10 protein-coding genes are annotated in these 16,949 nt (G+C 64.8%); 5 read left to right on the top strand and 5 right to left on the bottom strand.

The annotated features are described in order from the left end of the window. Nucleotides 1–29: 29 nt before the first annotated feature. Entirely contained in the window at nucleotides 30–1,613 is a 1,584-nt protein-coding gene (locus V8V93_RS16840; RefSeq protein WP_338667782.1) for a sigma 54-interacting transcriptional regulator, read from the bottom strand. Between the two features lie 140 nt (nucleotides 1,614–1,753). Continuing rightward, nucleotides 1,754–3,610: a YgiQ family radical SAM protein gene (locus V8V93_RS16835; protein ID WP_338667780.1), complete on the bottom strand. Its 1,857-nt coding sequence runs from the start codon at nucleotides 3,608–3,610 to the stop codon at nucleotides 1,754–1,756. A 155-nt stretch (nucleotides 3,611–3,765) separates the two neighbouring features. Between V8V93_RS16835 and V8V93_RS16830 the strand changes: the two genes are divergently transcribed. The 5 genes from V8V93_RS16830 (at nucleotide 3,766) to V8V93_RS16810 (ending at nucleotide 11,725) form a co-directional block, all read left to right on the top strand. Beyond that, a complete protein-coding gene (locus V8V93_RS16830) occupies nucleotides 3,766–4,761 on the top strand; it encodes a zinc-dependent alcohol dehydrogenase family protein (protein ID WP_338667779.1) in 996 nt (331 codons plus the stop codon). Between the two features lie 536 nt (nucleotides 4,762–5,297). Beyond that, nucleotides 5,298–7,493 carry a type I secretion system permease/ATPase gene (locus V8V93_RS16825; protein WP_422394423.1) on the top strand — a complete coding sequence of 732 codons (2,196 nt, stop codon included), beginning with the start codon at nucleotides 5,298–5,300 and terminating at the stop codon, nucleotides 7,491–7,493. Nucleotides 7,494–7,500: 7 nt separating this feature from the next. Next, nucleotides 7,501–8,829 carry an HlyD family type I secretion periplasmic adaptor subunit gene (locus tag V8V93_RS16820; RefSeq protein WP_338667777.1) on the top strand — a complete coding sequence of 443 codons (1,329 nt, stop codon included), beginning with the start codon at nucleotides 7,501–7,503 and terminating at the stop codon, nucleotides 8,827–8,829. Nucleotides 8,830–8,836: 7 nt separating this feature from the next. Continuing rightward, nucleotides 8,837–9,577, top strand: coding sequence for a transglutaminase-like cysteine peptidase (locus V8V93_RS16815; protein ID WP_338667776.1), 741 nt, complete (start codon nucleotides 8,837–8,839; stop codon nucleotides 9,575–9,577). Between the two features lie 45 nt (nucleotides 9,578–9,622). After that, nucleotides 9,623–11,725, top strand: a complete 2,103-nt coding sequence (locus V8V93_RS16810; RefSeq protein ID WP_338667775.1) for an HD domain-containing phosphohydrolase — start codon at nucleotides 9,623–9,625, stop codon at nucleotides 11,723–11,725. Nucleotides 11,726–12,109: 384 nt separating this feature from the next. Here the strand turns inward: V8V93_RS16810 and V8V93_RS16805 are convergent, their stop codons facing one another. From V8V93_RS16805 to V8V93_RS16795, 3 genes are all read right to left on the bottom strand, one after another. Then, a complete protein-coding gene (locus tag V8V93_RS16805; RefSeq protein WP_338667774.1) occupies nucleotides 12,110–13,453 on the bottom strand; it encodes a TolC family outer membrane protein in 1,344 nt (447 codons plus the stop codon). Between the two features lie 256 nt (nucleotides 13,454–13,709). Then, a complete protein-coding gene (locus V8V93_RS16800; protein WP_338667773.1) occupies nucleotides 13,710–14,519 on the bottom strand; it encodes a hypothetical protein in 810 nt (269 codons plus the stop codon). A 103-nt stretch (nucleotides 14,520–14,622) separates the two neighbouring features. Continuing rightward, complete coding sequence (locus tag V8V93_RS16795; RefSeq protein WP_338667772.1) at nucleotides 14,623–16,827, bottom strand: calcium-binding protein; 2,205 nt, start codon at nucleotides 16,825–16,827, stop codon at nucleotides 14,623–14,625. Nucleotides 16,828–16,949 lie beyond the last annotated feature (122 nt).

The following is a 16,949-nucleotide window of genomic DNA, read 5'->3' as shown; positions in this document are numbered from 1 at the left end:
CATGGGGTGGAGGTATGTATGCCGAAATTTTACGTCTGTCCTTCCTTGATGCGCCGCAGCTTGGCCCGGCCCTCGGCGATCATGGATTCGAGCCCGTACTTCTTGACCCGGTAGCCCATCTGGCGTGCGGACAGCCCCAGGGCCTCGGCGGCCTTGTACTGGACCCAGCCGTTGCGCTCCAGAGCGGCCATGACCTCGTTGCGCTCGAACTCCTTGAGCGAGGTGTGGCGTGGCGCGTCCTCGGACATGGGAATGGCCTCCTGGACCGTGGCGGACTGCCCGGGCGCGAGGTAGGACTTGAGGAATTCCAGGCTGATGCGGTCTTCCTCGGACATGATCACCAGGCGCTCGATGAGGTTCTGCATCTCGCGCACGTTGCCGGGCCAGTCGTAGCGGATCAGGGCGTCCAGGGCGGTGGAGGTCAGGTGGATGCTCCGCCCGTAGTCGCTGGCCATCTTATGCAGGAAATGGTTGAGCAGGCCGGTGATGTCCTCCTTGCGTTCGCGCAGGGCGGGGACGCGGATGGGGAAGACGTTCAGCCGGTAGTAGAGGTCCAGGCGGAACCGCCCGCGCTCCACCAGGTGGCCCAGGTCGCGGTTGGTGGCGGCCAGGATGCGCACGTCGATGGTCCGGGTCCGGTTGGAACCGAGCCGCTCCAACTCCTTGTCCTGGAGCACGCGCAACAGCTTGGCCTGCAAGCCCATGGGCAGCTCGCCGATCTCGTCCAGGAAGATGGTCCCGGTGTCCGCCTCCTCGAACCGGCCGGGCCGGGTGTTGGTTGCGCCCGTGAAGGCCCCTTTCTCGTGGCCGAAGAGTTCGGATTCCAGGAGGTTGCACGGGATGGACGCGCAGTTGACCTTGATGAAGGGGTTGCCCTTGCGTTCGGACAGCTCGTGGATGATCCGGGCGATGAGCGTCTTGCCCACGCCGGATTCGCCGAGCAACAGGACCGTGGCCCGGGTGGGCGAGACCTTCTCCATCTGGCGCTGCACCTCGACCATGGCCGAACTCTGGCCGACGATGTATGGGCCCTTGGAATTCTTGGAAATCTGGTATTTGAGCGAGGTGTTCTCCCGCTTCAGCGCGGCCTCGCGGGCCATGATCTTCTCGTTCAGGCTGAGGAACTGGCCGATGAGCGTGGCCACCACTTTGAGGAAGTCCACGTCCTCCTCGAAGCTGATATCATCCTCGAAGAGGCGGTCCACGTTGAGCACGCCGATGGGATCGCCGTGCAGGAGGATCGGCACGCCGATGAACGAGATCATGCCGCGCTTGACCCGGCGCGACCCGGTCTTGTCGAGGAAGAGCGGCTCCTTGTCGATGTCCGGCACGTAGTACGGTTCACCGGTCTGGAAGATGCGCCCGGTGACGCCCTCGTCGAGCTTGTAGACGCCGCGCTGCTTCTCCTCGGTGGTCAGGCCGTAGGAGGCGTTGATGGACAGCTGACCCGTCTCGGGGTCGAAGAGAGTGACCGTGGCCCGCTGCATGGACAGCTGTTCGGAAAGGATCTTCAGAACGCCGTCCAGTGCCGACTGCAGGTCTATGGCCTGGTCGATGACCTGGCAGATGGACTGCAGGGCCGACAGTTTTAATCCGGGGACATTGGCTAGCATGGCCAGTGAATAGCAAACACGATGCCATGCGCGAAATGTGGCGCAGGGCTTGGCTTTCCGGGCCGTCGCCACATACGAAAAGGGAGAATTAATTTAACAAATATGTCATTCAGGAGTAAAGGATGTACATATCTGCAATATTAGGCGCTCCCTCCGTGTCGTTTGCGGGGGCGCCGGCCGCGTCCGGAACCGGTCCGTTCCTGTCCTTTGCCCGGGCGTCCCTTGCCGTGGCCCGGCTTGCCGCCCGGGGCGCGTCCAGTGTCCGGCATGAGGATGGCGTGCTGGCGCAGCCGTTCGGCGTCTGTCTTGGCTACGTATATGGGCTTGCCCTGCATGTCGCACTGCGCGTGGAACATGGCCGCGGCCGCCGTGCCGGGCAGGGGGATGAAACACTGGACCTGCTCGGGCTTCCAGCCGCGCTCGGCGAGCCAGGCGTGCAGGGCGCGCATGTCCTCCTCGGTGCAGCCGGGGAAGGCGGACATGAGGTACGGGATGACGTACTGCTTCTTTCCGGCCTTTTTCGACTCCTTGTCGAACAGGTCCAGGAAGGTCTCGAAGGTCTCGAAGCCGGGCTTGCGCATGAGTTTGAGCACGTGGTCCACCTGGTGCTCGGGCGCGACCTTGGCCTGGCCGCCCACGAACTCGCGGATCATGGTGGTCAGGGCCTGCATGTCGGTTACGGCCAGGTCGATGCGCCAGCCCGAGGCCACGCGCACGTGCTCCACGGCATTGACGTCGGACACGGCCCGCAGCAGGGAGACGAAGTCGCGCTGGGCCACGCGGTAGTGTTTGCAGATGCGCGGGGTCAGGCAACTGGCCCGCTCGCAGGTCGACTGATCCGACGCGCAGTGCGCGCCCCACATGTTGGCGCTCGGGCCGCCCACGTCCGAGATGGACCCGGTCCACCCCTTGACCTCGGTGATGGCCCGGACTTCGCCCAGGATGGATTTGCGGCTGCGGGAGCGGATGGTCCGTCCCTGGTGCAGGGCGAGCGTACAGAACGAGCAGCCGCCCGAGCAGCCCCGGTGGGTGGTCACGCTGGTCCGGATCATGTCCGCGGCCGGTATGCGTTCGCGGTAGGACGGGTGGGGCAGCCGAGTGAAGGGCAGCCCGGCCAACTCGTCCAACCCCGCCGTGTCGAGCAGGGGGCCGGGCGGGGCGACCAGGACCATTCGGTTGCCGGTGGCCTGGACGGCCCAGGCCTTGTTCTGGTGGACCTGCCTTTCGAGCAGCCTGGTGACCTCGATGAGCTGTTTCGGGTCGTCCAGGATCGCCTCGTGCGAAGGCAGCTCGATGATTTCGGCTCCCTCGGGTATGTCGTCCGCGCTCCCGGTCACGGCGAGGCCGGGCAGTCCGACGAGCTGGGGGCGCAGGGCGCGCAGGTCCACCTCGCCGGTCTCCTCCAGGATGGTCGCGATGGTCCGGGCCAGGGTGACGATGGAGTTCTCGGCCATGCCGTAGGTGATGGCCGTGGCCTTGGAATCGAGCAGCACGGACTTGCGCACCGAATCGGACCAGAAATCATAGTGGGAGATGCGCCGCAGCGAGGCCTCGATGCCGCCCAGGATCACGGGCAGGCCGGGGAAGGCCCGCTGCACCGCGTTGGTGTAGGCGATGCACGCCCGATTGGGCCGCGCGCCCGCCTTGCCGCCGGGGGTGTAGGCGTCGTCCGAGCGCTTTTTGCGGAAGGCCGTGTAGTGGGCCAGCATGGAGTCCAGCGACCCGGCGGTGACGCCCGCGAACAGCCTCGGGCGGCCCATACGCAGGATGTCGTCGGGCCTGTCCCAGGCGGGCTGGGCGCAGATGCCGGTGCGGAAGCCGTGGCGGACCAGCCAGCGCCCGAGCAGGGGCGCGCCGAAGGAGGGGTGGTCCACGTAGGCGTCGCCCGAGACCAGGAGAATATCCAGCTCCTCCCAGCCGAGAGCGTCCATCTCTTCGCGGGACATGGGCAGGACGCGGGGTTGGCGGAGGCGTTGCGTGTGTTCATTGCGTGACATCCGTGCATGATGAACCACGCGCCGGTCGAGGTCCACTCCTTTTCCGCACCGGGCCCGTTCCCGTCCACCGGTCCGGGCCTCCGCCTCCCGCCGCGTTCCGGGCCTGTACAGGCCGGGAGTATACGGGTAGTATGGAACAATTGGAGGATATGCCCATGAAAGCCATGCTGCTCACGGAATACGGCAGGGAGTATCCCTTTGCCGAACGCGACGTACCCGTGCCCGATCCCGGGCCGGGGGAGGTCCTGGTCCGCGTGGCCGGGACGAGCCTCAATCCCATCGACAACAAGATCGCCACCCTGGGCCCGGCCCTGGCCTTTGCGCCGGAACTGCCCGCCCTGCTGGGCATGGACATGGCCGGCACGGTGGAGGCGGTCGGGCCCGGTGCGAACCGCTTCAAGGTCGGCGACCGCGTGTTCGGCTGCCCCGGCGGGGTCAGGGGGCTGCCCGGCACCCTGGCCGAGTACGTGGCCGCGGACGAGCGGCTGCTGGGCCGTGCTCCCGAAACCATGAATTTGGCCGAGGCCGGGGCCGTGCCCCTGGTGGCCACCACGGCCTGGCTGGCACTGTTCGACAAGAGCGGGCTCCAGTTCGGCGAGCGGCTCCTGGTCCAGGGCGGGGCCGGAGGCGTGGGGCACATGGCCGTACAGCTCGGGGTCCATGTCGGGGCCCAAGTCTTCGCCACGGTTTCGTCCCCGGACAAGGCCGCCGTGGTCGAGGCCCTGGGCGGCACGCCCATCGACTACAAGGCCATGGCCGTGGACGAGTACGTCGCCGAGTATACCGGAGGCGAGGGCTTCGACGCGGTCTTCGACACCGTGGGCGGACCGGTCCTGGACAACTCCTTCCAGGCGGCCCGCATCGGCGGCCGGGTGGTCTCCACCAACACCCGCTCCAGCCACGACCTGGGCCCGCTGCACGCCAAGAGCCTGTCTCTGCACGTGGTCTTCATGCTCCTGCCCCTGGTTACGGGCAAGGGCCGGGAGCGGCTGGGCGAGATTCTCGGCCTCGTGGCCGGGCTGGTCGACGCGGACGAACTGGCCGTGCTTCTGGACGAACGCCGCTTCGATTTCCGCGACATCGCCTCGGCCCACCGCTATTGGGAAGAGGGGCGGGCCATGGGCAAGATCGGGGTCGCGGTCGGCGCCTGATTTTGTGAACTGTGCGGGATACAAGGAATAATCCAATTGAGACTTGACAAAACAGGCCTCACGAGAAAGATTGTGTCACTATAACTGTAAGAATTGGACGGCGGCCTCATGTGGGGAGGTCTCCGCGCGCAATACCAATCCTCATCCAAGTGGACTCTATGCCTTCCGAGAAAAATACAGCGTCACCAGCCGCCTCGAAGCCCGCTCAGGACTCGGGGACCGCGCCCGAAGCCACGCCGAAACAGGCCGGGCCCAAGCCCGCCGCCGGCGCGCCCCGTCCGGGGCCCGGCAAGGCCGGCGACGGGAAACCCGCGTCCCGGTCCATCCGCTTGGACAACGGGCCCATGCCGGGCGCCGCCGCGAAGCCCGCCGGACCGGCCGCATCGGGGAGCAAACCCGCGCAGGGCCGTTCCGTCCCGGCAGGGAAGGATGCCCCGGGCCCGCAGCCGGGTTCGCAGCAACCCCAGGCCCGGCCGGGCTCCAAGCCGGAACCGCAGCAGGCCGCCCAGCCGGTCAAGGGACAGATACCTCCGGGCATGGCCGCCATGCCCGGCATGCCCGGCGCGCAGCAGCCCATCCGGGTGGAGACCGATGAGCGCCTGACCCCCAAGGACATCGATTTTCAGCCGCCCCTGGTCATCTGCCTGTCGATCATCAGCCGTCTGCTCGGCAAGCCGGTCTCCTCGGCCACGCTGAAGGCGGGCATTCCCCAGCAGGAGGGCGTCATCACCGCCGCCTCCATAGTGCGTTCGGCCGAACGCATCGGCATCAAGGCCAAGACCGTGTACCGCGAAAAGCTCCAGGCCATCACCAAGCTGGTCATGCCGTGCATCCTGCTGTTGCGCGGCGGCAACGCCTGCGTGCTCCTGGACTTCACCGCCACCACGGCACGCGTCATCGTGCCGGGCCACGGCATGGACGAGACCGAGATCCCGCTCTCCACGCTCAACGAGGAGTACACCGGGTACGCCATTTTCTGCCACCGCAAGTCCAAGCTGGACAAGCGGGCCAGCGAGCTCAAGCTGCTCAAGACCAAGCGCTGGTTCTGGGGGGTCCTCGGCAAGTTCTGGCCCATCTACAAACACGTCATCGGCGCTTCGATCATGACCAACATCATCATCATCGCCTCGCCGCTCTTCGTCATGAACGTGTACGACCGGGTCATCCCCAACAACGCCACCGAGACCCTCTGGGCGCTGGCCATCGGCATCGCCATCGCCTATCTGTTCGACTTCCTGCTCAAGAACCTGCGCGCCTATTTCGTGGATGTAGCCGGGCGCAACGCCGACGTGCTCATCGGCTCCAAGATCATGAGCCACCTGACCTCGGCGCGGTTGGACTACATGCCGGAGTCGGCGGGCGCGGTGGCCAACAACATCCGCGAGTTCGAGTCCCTGCGCGAGTTTTTCGGTTCGTCGTCGCTGGTGGCGCTCATCGACCTGCCGTTTTTGATCCTGTTCATCTGCGTCATCTACTACATCGGCGGGCCCATCGCCTATCCGATCTTCGTGGCCGTCCCCCTGGTCATCCTGGTGGGCGTGTTCATGCAGATTCCCTTCCAGCGGATCATCGAGAACCACTACAAGGAATCCACTCAGAAATACGCGCTCCTGTTCGAGGTCGTGCAGGGGCTGGAGACCATCAAGACCAGCATGGCCGAGGGCCGTATCCAGGCGCGCTGGGAAAACGTGGTCGGCCTGTCCGCCCACTCCAACAGCCACGCCAAGACCATCGCCAACATGTCCATCACCTTCTCGGTCTTCGTCACCCAGATGGTCTCCGTGGCCGTGGTCATCACCGGCGTGTACCTCATCTCCAAGGGCGAGTTGACCGTGGGCGGGCTGATTGCCTGCAACATCCTGTCCGGCCGGTCCATGGCCCCGCTGTCGGCCGTTGCCGGGCTGCTCTCCCGCTTCCAGCAGTCACGCATGGCCCTCAACGCCCTGGACATGCTCATGGAGATGCCGTCCGAGCGGCCCGATGACAAGGAGACCTTCCACTACGGGGCCATCGAGCCGTCCGTGACCCTGACCGATGTGGCCTTCAGCTACCCCGGCACGGACAAGGCCGTGCTCCATGACATCAACCTCAAGCTCAAACCGGGCGAGAAGGTCGGCATCGTCGGCCGCACCGGCGCGGGAAAGACCACGCTGGGGAAGCTCTGCGTGGGCCTCTACCAGCCGGTCGAGGGATCGGTGCAGGTGGGCGATATCGACCTGCGGCAGATGGACGTGGCCGACCTGCGTCGCAAGGTGGGCTACATCTCCCAGGACAGCCTGCTCTTCTATGGCACGCTCAAGGACAACATCGCCTTCGGCCTGCCCGAGGCGGACGACCAGTCCATCAACGCGGCGGCCGAGATCTCCGGGGTCAACGACTTCGTGCGCGACCACCCGGCGGGCTTCGGCATGATGGTCGGCGAGCGGGGCACCTCCCTGTCCGGCGGCCAGCGCCAGGCCGTGACCATCGCCCGCGCCATCCTGCCCGACCCGGAGATCCTGATCATGGACGAGCCGTCGAGCAACATGGACAACCAGTCGGAATACCGCCTCAAGGAGAGGCTCAAGCCGTATATCGAGGACAAGACGCTCATCGTCATCACCCACCGCCACTCCATGCTCGATCTCGTGGACCGGCTGGTGATCATGGACCGGGGCAGGATCGTTGTGGACGGGCCCAAGAAGGCCGTGCTGGACGGACTCCGGTCAGGCCAAATCAAGGTTTCCCTGTGAGGACGGAATGAGCAATAAATACGATAGAGAAACGCTGCTGTTCATGAGCGAGGTGGACCAGGCCATGTACGGCAAGGGCCACCGGCTCGCCTACATCATGTCCACGGCCATCCTTCTGCTGATCGTCATCTTCATCCTCTGGGCCAACTGGGCCATGCTCGACGAGCGCACGCGCGGCTTCGGCCGGGTCATCCCGTCCCAGCGCATTCAGGAGATCCAGAACCTGGAGGGCGGCATCATGAACGAGCTGTTCGTCCAGGAGGGCCAGACCGTGGAGAAGGGCGACATCCTCTGCCGCCTGTCCAACGAACAGGCCGCCAGCTACTACCGCGACGCCCAGAGCAAGGCCCTGGAGCACCAGGCGGCCATCGCCCGGCTCACGGCCGAGGCCAACGGCGATGACGAACCGGAGTTCCCGGCGGACGTCATCGAGAAGGCTCCGCAACTGGTCGAGGACCAGCGGCGCATCTTCAAGGCCCAGCGCAACAAGCTGAACATCGACATCGGCCTGCTCGAGGACCAGTACCAGCAGCGCCAGCAGGAGGTCAGCGAGATGATCGCCCGGCGCAACCAGCTCAGGCAGAGCCTGGAGGTGGCCGAGAAACAGCGCGACATCGCCAAGCCCCTGGTGGAGAAGCACATCCATTCCGAACTCGACTATCTGCGCCTGGAGCAGACCGTGGTGCAACTGCACGGCGACATGCAGGCCCTGACCCTGGGCATTCCCCGCGTGCGACGGGCCGCCAAGGAGGCCAAAGGGCGCATCGACCAGGCCAAGGCCGAGTACCGCAGTACCGCCCTGGAGGAGATCAACGCCCGCAGGCAGGAACTCAACTCCATCCTGGAGAACCTGAGTTCCGGTGGCGACCGGGTGACCCGCACAGACGTGCGCTCGCCGGTCCGGGGTGTGGTCAAGCACATCATGGTCAACACCATCGGCGGCGTCATCCGGCCCGGCGAGTCCATCATGGAGGTCGTGCCCCTGGACGACACGCTGCTGGTGGAGGCCGAGGTCAAGCCCTCGGACATCGCCTTCCTGCACCCCGGCCAGAAGGCCAAGGTCAAGATCACGGCCTACGACTTCTCCATCTACGGCGGGCTGGACGGCACGGTGGAGAACATCTCGGCCGACACCATCGAGGACCAGAAGGGCGAGAGCCACTACCTGGTCAAGGTGCGCACCAAGGACAACGCCATCACCTACCGTGGCCAGCAACTGCCCATCATTCCCGGCATGACCGCGAGCGTGGACATCCTGACCGGACGCAAATCGGTCCTGGCCTACCTGCTCAAGCCGTTGCTCAAGGCAAAGCAGAACGCGCTCAGGGAACGATGAGGCGTGGATGAGGCCGGTGCGGGGGATATACTCGGCGGCTGCGGCCGCGCTCTGCGCGGCCTGCATCGCCCTGGCCCTGGTCAGGCCCTCCAACGCCTTGGCCGCCGACGCCACCACGCCTGAGCCCGCCGCGCCGAAATCCTCGGCGGCCAAGCCGGATACGCGCCGGCTCTTCGGGACCATGGAGTTCAAGGGAAAGCTGCAGAAGCTGCCCAAGTGGACGCGCGTCCTTGAAAAGATGAAGGCCTGGAAGGGCTATTTCCGGGACGGCAAGACCGCCGACCACCCGTCCAAAAAGGCATGGGAGACCCTCAAGGCCCAGGTCAAGGGCAAATCCGAACTGGAACGGCTCAGGGCCGTGACCAAATTCTTCAACAAGTGGCCGTACCGCTTGGACAAGGCCAACTGGGGCGTCAGCGACTACTGGGAAACTCCCTGGGAATTCCTCAAGAAATCAGGCGATTGTGAGGACTACGCCATCGCCAAGTTCTATGCTCTCCAGGAACTCGGCTTCTCCCCGGATCAGTTGCGCATCGTGGCCGTCCGGGACGCCATCCGGGGCATCGGCCATGCGGTCCTGGCGGTCTACGCCAAGGATGACATCTATATTCTCGACAACCAGACCGACATGGTCCTGTCCCATACCAAGTACAAACATTACATCCCGCAGTACTCGGTCAACGAGCACTACCGTTGGATGCACGTGGCCCCGCAGAAGCGGACCACCTACGAAAAGGCGAAGCAATAAGGCCCGCCCTCTCGGGCTGGGCACAAACCAGATGGAGTTATCGACATGGCTGAACATCCTACAAAGACCGCAGAGGTCCCCAAATCCATCGGAGGGGCCGGGCAGGGCGTCAAGATCGGCGTTGTCCTGGCCTTCGTGCTGGTCATCTCGGTGGGCATCGCCCTGCTCGCCGCCAGGGCGGTGCGGGACAATGAAGCCTCCGTGCTCGAGAACCAGCAGAAACGCTTCCAACTGCTGACCCAGGGGCGCACCGAGGTCATCGCCTCCTGGCTCGACAACCTGTCCCACCAGGGCGACCGGCTGATCAAGTCCGATCTCTTCCGGCTCTACGCCTCGGAGGTGGACACCTATGCGGGCGACCTGTCCAACCTCTTCGGGCGGCTGCACTCCGACCAGTCCGTGGAGGGCCAGGAGGGGATGACCCTGGCCGAACAACTGCCCATGATGGAGAACATGCTCCGCGAGTTCTCCACCTACGCGGGCTTCCTCAACGCCCGCATCCTGAGTCGCAAGGGCGAGGCGTACATCGCCACCGACGGCTACCTGCCGCCCATGAACCAGGAGCAGACCGGGCTGGCCATGGCCGCCATCAAGCAGGACAAACCGCAGTATTCCACCCTGCGCAAGACCGCCCAGGGGCTGGAGATGGACATTTTCGTGCCGGTCTATCCGCCTGACGCCGTGGGCGGCACGGAGGAGACCTCCGGCCGCAAGGCGGTGGGCGTGCTCATGATGACCCGCCAGATTTCCGGCAAGATCACCGAACTGCTGTCCAACTCGCCCCTGGCCGCCAAGGGCGAGAAGACCCGGCTGATGCAGAAGGGCGGGGCGGGATACCGCGAGGTCGCGCCCTGGACGGCCGACGGCTTCCTGGACGTAGGCTTCCCGGTCAAGGTGAACGAGGACGGCCACATTCCCTTCGGGCTGCGGCCGAGCATCGAAGACGCCGAGACCAAGGTCTATTCCCTTGGCGTGCGCATCCCGGGCCCGGCCTGGTGGCTGGTCCAGGAGATCGACTACGGCCAGGCCATGAAGCCGATCCTCGACTATGACCGCACCGTCTACATCGTGGCCGGCCTGGGCATCCTGACCGCGCTGCTCATCGCCGGGCTGGCCTGGTGGATCCTGACCGGCGTACAGAGCCAGCGCATTGCCGAGCAGTTCCGGGCCCTGGCCACCCAGATCGAGGCGCAGAAGCTGTTCATCGATTCCATCAACGCCAACATCGACGAGTTCATCGTGCTCAAGGACGCGCTCGGCAAATTCACCTACGTCAACGACGCCTTTGCCTCGGCCGCCGGGCGTCCCAAGGAGGAACTCATCGGCATGGATACCGCCGCCGTATTCGGCTTCGACACGGCCAAGCGGCTGGAGTCCATCGACGAGGTGGTCGTGCGCGAGAACCGCAAGATGACCATCAGCGAGCCCATCTTCATCCGCTCCCGGCGCCACCAGTTCCAGGTGTCCAAGTCGCCGTACTGCACCAAGGACGGCACCTGCCAGGGTATCGTCGAGGTCTACCGCGACGTGACCGAGTTCGTGGCCGCCCAGGAGAAGAACAAGCGGCTGATCAGGAACGCCATGGAGGCGCTCGGCTCGACCATCGAGGCCGCTGACCCGTATCTGGGCGGCCATACCAAGCTCCTGGCCGGGCTGTCCGTGGAGGTGGCCAAGGCCATGCACCTGTCCGAGATGGACATCGCCGAGATCGAGACCGCCGCCAACCTGTCGCAGATCGGCAAGATGTTCGTGCCCAACGAGATCCTGACCAAGCCGGGCAAGCTCACCCCCGAGGAGATGGCCGTCATGGAGGGACACGTGGAATACGCCTACCGCATCCTCAAGGACATCGACATCGACGAGGGCGTGCTCATGGCCATCTATCAGATGAACGAACGCCTGGACGGCTCGGGCTACCCCAAGAAGCTGGCCGACGGTGACATCATCGTGCTCGCCCGCATCCTGGCCGCGCTCAACTCGTTCTGCGCCATGATCCGTCCCCGCTCCTACCGGGGTGCCAAGGCCCCGGAACAGGCCCTGGAGATCCTCTCCGGGGAGAGCGACCGCTTCGACCCCGCCGTGGTCGCCGCCCTGGCCGACGTCATCAAAACTCCGGCCGGGGAACGGCTCCTCGCCGACAAGGCATAGCACCGACCCCATCCATCTGGTCATGCAGAGGCCCCGGCATCGTGCCGGGGCCTTTTTGTGTGCTCTGGGCGGTGTTCGAATGCCCGCCATTACGCTGCGGAAGGAAAATCGCTGGGGGGCAAGCGGATCGCGCCTAGGGGGCGGGTGTTGCGTGGGGACTGTCTGCGGGCGGGCTTTCGGGTGTGCGCCGTTTCCGCGCCGCTCTATGTTGCGATGAAGCCGGCATCGCTCGGCGGGATGCCCGGATTGCGGGCCGCCTGCCGGACAGCGCCGGGGAGTCCCGGCGGAGCGTCGTGGGGAAAGTCACGGGGCGGCCCAGTGAAGAAGGGGCGCAGCCGTCACGGCTGCGCCCCTTGAACGATTGTTCTCGCAGTAGCGTTCCGGCTACTTGGAAGCGGTGGTCTCCGTGGACATGTTCTCGTAGGTATTGGGCGCGATCTCCAGGGTCTTCATGAGCTGGCCTTCGAGGGCCAGGAACTTGTAGACGGTGAAGTCGCGGTTCATGGTCGCGGTCTCAAGCTGCACGCGGTTGGTGAACACCTCGTTGGTGGCGTCCAGGAGGTCGAGCAGGGAGCGCTGGCCCACGTTGAACTGCATCAGGTACATGTCCAGGGATTCGAGGCTGTACTGCAGGGCTTCCTGGTACTTCTGGATTTGGTCCAGGCTGGACTGGTAGTCGGCCCAGGTGGAGGCCACCTGGCGGATGATGTCGTCGGTGGTGTCCTGCAGGTTGTCCTGCGCCTCGCGGATGCGGGCGGCGGCGGTCTTGATGTCGTAGTAGTCACTGGTGCCGTTGAAGATGTTCCACCGGGCGCGCAGCATGGCCTTGTTGTCCTGGATATAGGAGTCCACGCCGTCGAGGTTGTCGGTATGTCGGGTGGACAGATAGGCGTCGTCGGTCGGGTACATGGTCGATTCGAGCTGGCCCTTGGTCTGCTCGGCCACGTTGATTTCGGCCTTGTACACGGCGATTTTGGGGTTGTTTTCCAGGGAAAGGTTGAGAATCTGGTCGGCGTTGCCGGGGATGTAGTTCGGCAGATACTGGGGATCGGCCAGAGAGGTGGGAGCCGTTCCCACGGTGCGGATGTACTGGGCCTCGGCGGTGCGCAGTTCGCCGGTATAGGTGACCAGGGTGGTCTGGGCGCGGGCGACGCGGCCCTTGGCCTGCATCTCGTCGGCGCGGTTGCCCGCTCCGCCCTGGACGCGTTCGGTGATGGAATCGAGCAGGTGCTGGTGCGCGGCGATGTTGTCTTCCGCCAGGGCGACCAGCTTGCGCAGGCGGACCACATCCACGTGGGAACGGACGGCATCCAGGCCCACGGTCTCGACGTTGTCCACCAGGCGGCCTTCGGCCGAGGTCAGGCGGAAGCCTTCACGCTTGAAATCGTGCCAACGGTCGAAGCCGTCGAAGATGGGCTGGGTCAGGGTGGCCCGAAAGTCGGTCGGGGTGCGCCAGCGCTCTTCGGTATTGTTCCGGCGGTTGTTGGCGTCGTCGTACTGCTGCTTGCCGTATTCGCCGGTCAGGTCGAGGGACGGGAAGAAGCGGCCCAGCGCGGAACGCTTGGCCATGGCCACGGCGTCCTTGTTGTTCAAAAGCGCCTTGATCTGCGGATGCTGCTTGACCGCCGCGATGACGCTGTCCTTGAGCGTCATCGTGCCGTTGGCGGCGAAAGCCGGCACCGACAGCGCCAACGTGAAGAGGAGAATTGCAGGAACAAGTTTTTTCATTTTCTTCCCCGTTTCGGGTTTTGTAAGGTACTTACTGCTATACTTGTAGCCGGTTGTGCAAATATGGTCAAGAAAGGACGGACCCGTTCTTCTTAAATTCGGGAAGGCCCTGGGTCAGGAACCCGGCTGCGCTACTTCCTATGAATACAGCCGGATGTGTTCGCCGAAGCCCCCTGCTGCTACCGTAACTCCGCCGTCGGAGGCGTGAGCGTCCCCGGACACGTGTTCTCTGCCGAAACGCGGCTGCGGCGCGGGGTTATCCCACGTGTCGGCCGGAATGGATCAGATGGGTGATGAGGTCGTCCCCGGAGTGGGCCGCGTCGATATGGAAATCGTGGGCGGGCATATCCGGGTGCGAAACGCCGAGCAGCTTGACCACGATGTCGTCGCCCGTATGGTCGTTCTGGCCGATGATTACCGAAGTCAGGTCGTGCTCGTTGTCCACGACCACGTCCTTGACGGACATGTTGTCGGGCAGTTCCAGGTGGTTGCTGCCGAGGGAGAAGTTGGTGACCACGATCTCGCTCTGGCCGTGTCCGAGGACCGAGGGATCGATGAACAGGCCGTCGGATTCCGCGCCCGCGTGGAGTGCATGGCCGCCCTCGTGGCCCTCGTGTCCGCCCGGATGGACCGGGTGCCCGTCCACGAAGAGGTCGTGTTCGGGCAGGTCCACGAGCAGGGCGTCGTGCGGCAGGTCCGCGCCGGGATCGGTTTCGGAACCGATGTTCAGGGCGTAGGAGCCGTCGCCCAGCAGGGAGATGGAAAAGGTCCCCTCGTGCCCGGCGGGGTTGAACCCCGCGTCGTCGAACAGGACGCCGTGCATGGTGTCGTTGTTGGCCAGCACCCAGCTTCCGGTGTCCTTGATGAAGTGGAAGGCCGCCCCCAGGTCGATGGAGGCCCGGTCCACGTCCGGGAGGAGGAAGAACCGGATGTCGGCATCGCCCGCGAACATGCTCACCAGTTGGCCGAGCATGGCCGTGTCGCGGCAGTCGGACAGGACGATCTCCGGATCGACCGGAACGTTTCCGTCAAGGGTGTAGGTGCCGAGCATCGTGGTTTCGTTCATGTTCGCCTCGTCGGGCATATCCCTGTCTCCATGGTGGAGAAAACCGCATTCCGAAACATGGTCCCGACCCGGCCGCATGGCCGGGTCGGGGGTATTGGTCGTTTTAGGACGTGTGTCCGCCGGAATTGATGATGTGTTGGACCACGGTGTTCAGGTCGTCGCCGGTGGCCGACAGGTCCACATGGTCGGTGACCATATCATGGGTCGGGGGCAGCACGCCCTGCAGGGTGATGCTGATGTCGTCCCCGGCGGGGTTCACGTTGGCGATGGTCAGGACCAGATCGCCGCTGTTGGCCAAGGAGCTCACTTCCACCACGCCGGAGCTCAGGTGACCGAAGGCGAAGTGATCGTTCTCGTGGATGTTGAAGTCGGTCACGGTCATGGACCCGCCGCCGTCGCCGGCGGTCAGATAGGTCGGGTCGATGGTGATGGTGTCCTCGCCCGAGCCCAGGGAAACGGTGTCGTGGCCAGAACTGACGAAGACGTTGTCATCGCCGGATCCGGCGTCGATGACGTCGTTGCCTGCGCCGCCCCAGAGGGTGTCGTTGCCGGCCCCGCCGAACAGGTGGTCGTTGCCGGCCCCGCCTTCCAGGACGTCGTTGCCGTTACCGCCGAACAGGTAGTCGTTGCCGTCGCCGCCGAACAGGTGGTCGTTGCCGCCGCCGCCGTTCAGGTAGTCGTGGCCCGCCCCGCCGTAGAGGGTGTCCTCGCCCGCCCCGCCGTACAGGAAGTCGTTGCCTCCCAGACCGGAGATGGTGTGGCCGCCGTCGCCGCCGTAGACCACGTCGCCGCCTTCGGTGGGAGTGTCGGTCGCGGTGGTGTTGAGGTGCACCGGCACGTACAAGGTGGCGGTGTCGGTCAGACCGTGGGCGTCGGTCACCTGGTAGGTGAACTGTTCCACGGTGGGGCCGTCCGGTGCGTTGCCGGCGTTCAGCGCATTGTCGTGGGGCGTGTAGGTCCAATCGCCGGTGGCGGAGTCCACGGCCAGGGTGCCCCAGAGGCCCACGCCCGCGCCCACGATGGCCGCAGTCATTTCCGAGCCGTCCGAGCTGTACGCGTTGTCCAGGAGGTTGCCGTGTGCGGGCAGGATGGACTGTTCGCCGGGGATGGTGCCGGTCTGCCACGAGCCCTCGGCGGTCACGTCGATGGCCGCCAGGATGAACGAGGCTCTGTCGCCTGCGGTGATGGTGATGGTGTCGATGAGCATCTCGCCGTTGCCGTCGGAGTCGATGGCCGTGCCCTTGACCGTATATTGCCCGTTGCTGCTCTTGTACAGGGTCACGCCGCTGCCGCCCGCATCGGTCAAGGTCGTGCCGTCGGCCACCCCGAAGGTGTGGAAGGTGAAAGTGTGGGGGTTGCCGTCGCCGTCCTTGCCCGTGACCGTAAAGACGACGTCTTCGATGTCCGTGACGTTGTCCAGGGTGACGGCCACGTTCAGGGGCTTCTCGACGGTGTTGTTGCCGAAGTCGAGTATGATGGACTCGGTGGTGGTGACATAACCGGAAGCGCCCGAGACGAAACCGTGGCCTATCTCATCTGAACCGTCATAATATCTGTTGGCCAGGTCCATGCTCGACAGGCCGATGCCGTCGTCATTCACCTGCACTACCTGTGAACTGCTGCCTACCGAGGTGGTCCCGCTGATTGCGAGGCCGAGGCCGTTGGCCAGGGTGCTCCAACTGTCGGGACCGCTTACGGCGGCGAAGTCCACGTGGGAGGTGTCGCCCTCGACGAACTCGGAGGTCGGGATGCCCTCGGAGTCGGTGACCCAGGCTCCGTGGCCCAGGTCGCTCTCGGCACTCAGGACCGGGTTGTCGATGGTCCCGCCGCCGTCGTCGGCTGTGGTGGCGAGCGGGGCCGGGGTGCCGCCGAGGGTCGGGAAGGAATGCGAGCTGAAGGCATCGCCCTGGCCGCCCAGGGCGTTGATGCCGTCGGAGAGTGTGCCGGGATCGTCGTTGTACTGACCGGCTCCGGAGCCGCTGGTGGCGTTGGCCGCAGCGGTTTCAATGTCGCCGTTCTGGTCGACGCCGGCGAAAGCGAAGAGGTAGGTGTTGCCCGCCACCATCTCGCCGTCGGGCATCTCGAACAATGGCAGGTGGCCCGTGTCGGCCAGCGCCTGGTAATTTTCGAGGACAATGGTCCCGCCGCCGTCGACGGCAATCTCAAGGTTGCCATTTTCGCCGGTGAATACGGCGTTGGCCAGGTCAAAATCGAATTTGACCGGGGTATCGGCATCCAGTTGATACACCTCGGTGTTGCCATTCCCGGGGAGCGAAATCAGTAACGCATGTATGCTTGTATCGGCCATGGTGGTCTCCTGGGTCTGAACGTGGTCACAAATTTTCTCGTGAGCAAACTATCCTATTTTATACGCATTGCCTGTTTTTTAGTCAATTTTAAATCATGCAATAAGCCAGTAGGTTATAGTGT

The organism is Pseudodesulfovibrio sp. 5S69 (assembly GCF_037094465.1).
Classification (GTDB): Bacteria; Desulfobacterota; Desulfovibrionia; order Desulfovibrionales; family Desulfovibrionaceae; genus Pseudodesulfovibrio; species Pseudodesulfovibrio methanolicus.
Note: the sequence above shows the minus strand (reverse complement) of the source record. Positions and strands in the feature narration are given on the sequence as shown.

Coding starts and splice junctions, on each gene's coding strand:
- V8V93_RS16840 (WP_338667782.1), bottom strand. CDS start 1,613: ATGCTAGCCAATGTCCCCGGATTAAAACTGTCGGCCCTGCAGTCCATC.
- V8V93_RS16835 (WP_338667780.1), bottom strand. CDS start 3,610: ATGTCACGCAATGAACACACGCAACGCCTCCGCCAACCCCGCGTCCTG.
- V8V93_RS16830 (WP_338667779.1), top strand. CDS start 3,766: ATGAAAGCCATGCTGCTCACGGAATACGGCAGGGAGTATCCCTTTGCC.
- V8V93_RS16825 (WP_422394423.1), top strand. CDS start 5,298: ATGGCCGCCATGCCCGGCATGCCCGGCGCGCAGCAGCCCATCCGGGTG.
- V8V93_RS16820 (WP_338667777.1), top strand. CDS start 7,501: ATGAGCAATAAATACGATAGAGAAACGCTGCTGTTCATGAGCGAGGTG.
- V8V93_RS16815 (WP_338667776.1), top strand. CDS start 8,837: ATGAGGCCGGTGCGGGGGATATACTCGGCGGCTGCGGCCGCGCTCTGC.
- V8V93_RS16810 (WP_338667775.1), top strand. CDS start 9,623: ATGGCTGAACATCCTACAAAGACCGCAGAGGTCCCCAAATCCATCGGA.
- V8V93_RS16805 (WP_338667774.1), bottom strand. CDS start 13,453: ATGAAAAAACTTGTTCCTGCAATTCTCCTCTTCACGTTGGCGCTGTCG.
- V8V93_RS16800 (WP_338667773.1), bottom strand. CDS start 14,519: ATGAACGAAACCACGATGCTCGGCACCTACACCCTTGACGGAAACGTT.
- V8V93_RS16795 (WP_338667772.1), bottom strand. CDS start 16,827: ATGGCCGATACAAGCATACATGCGTTACTGATTTCGCTCCCCGGGAAT.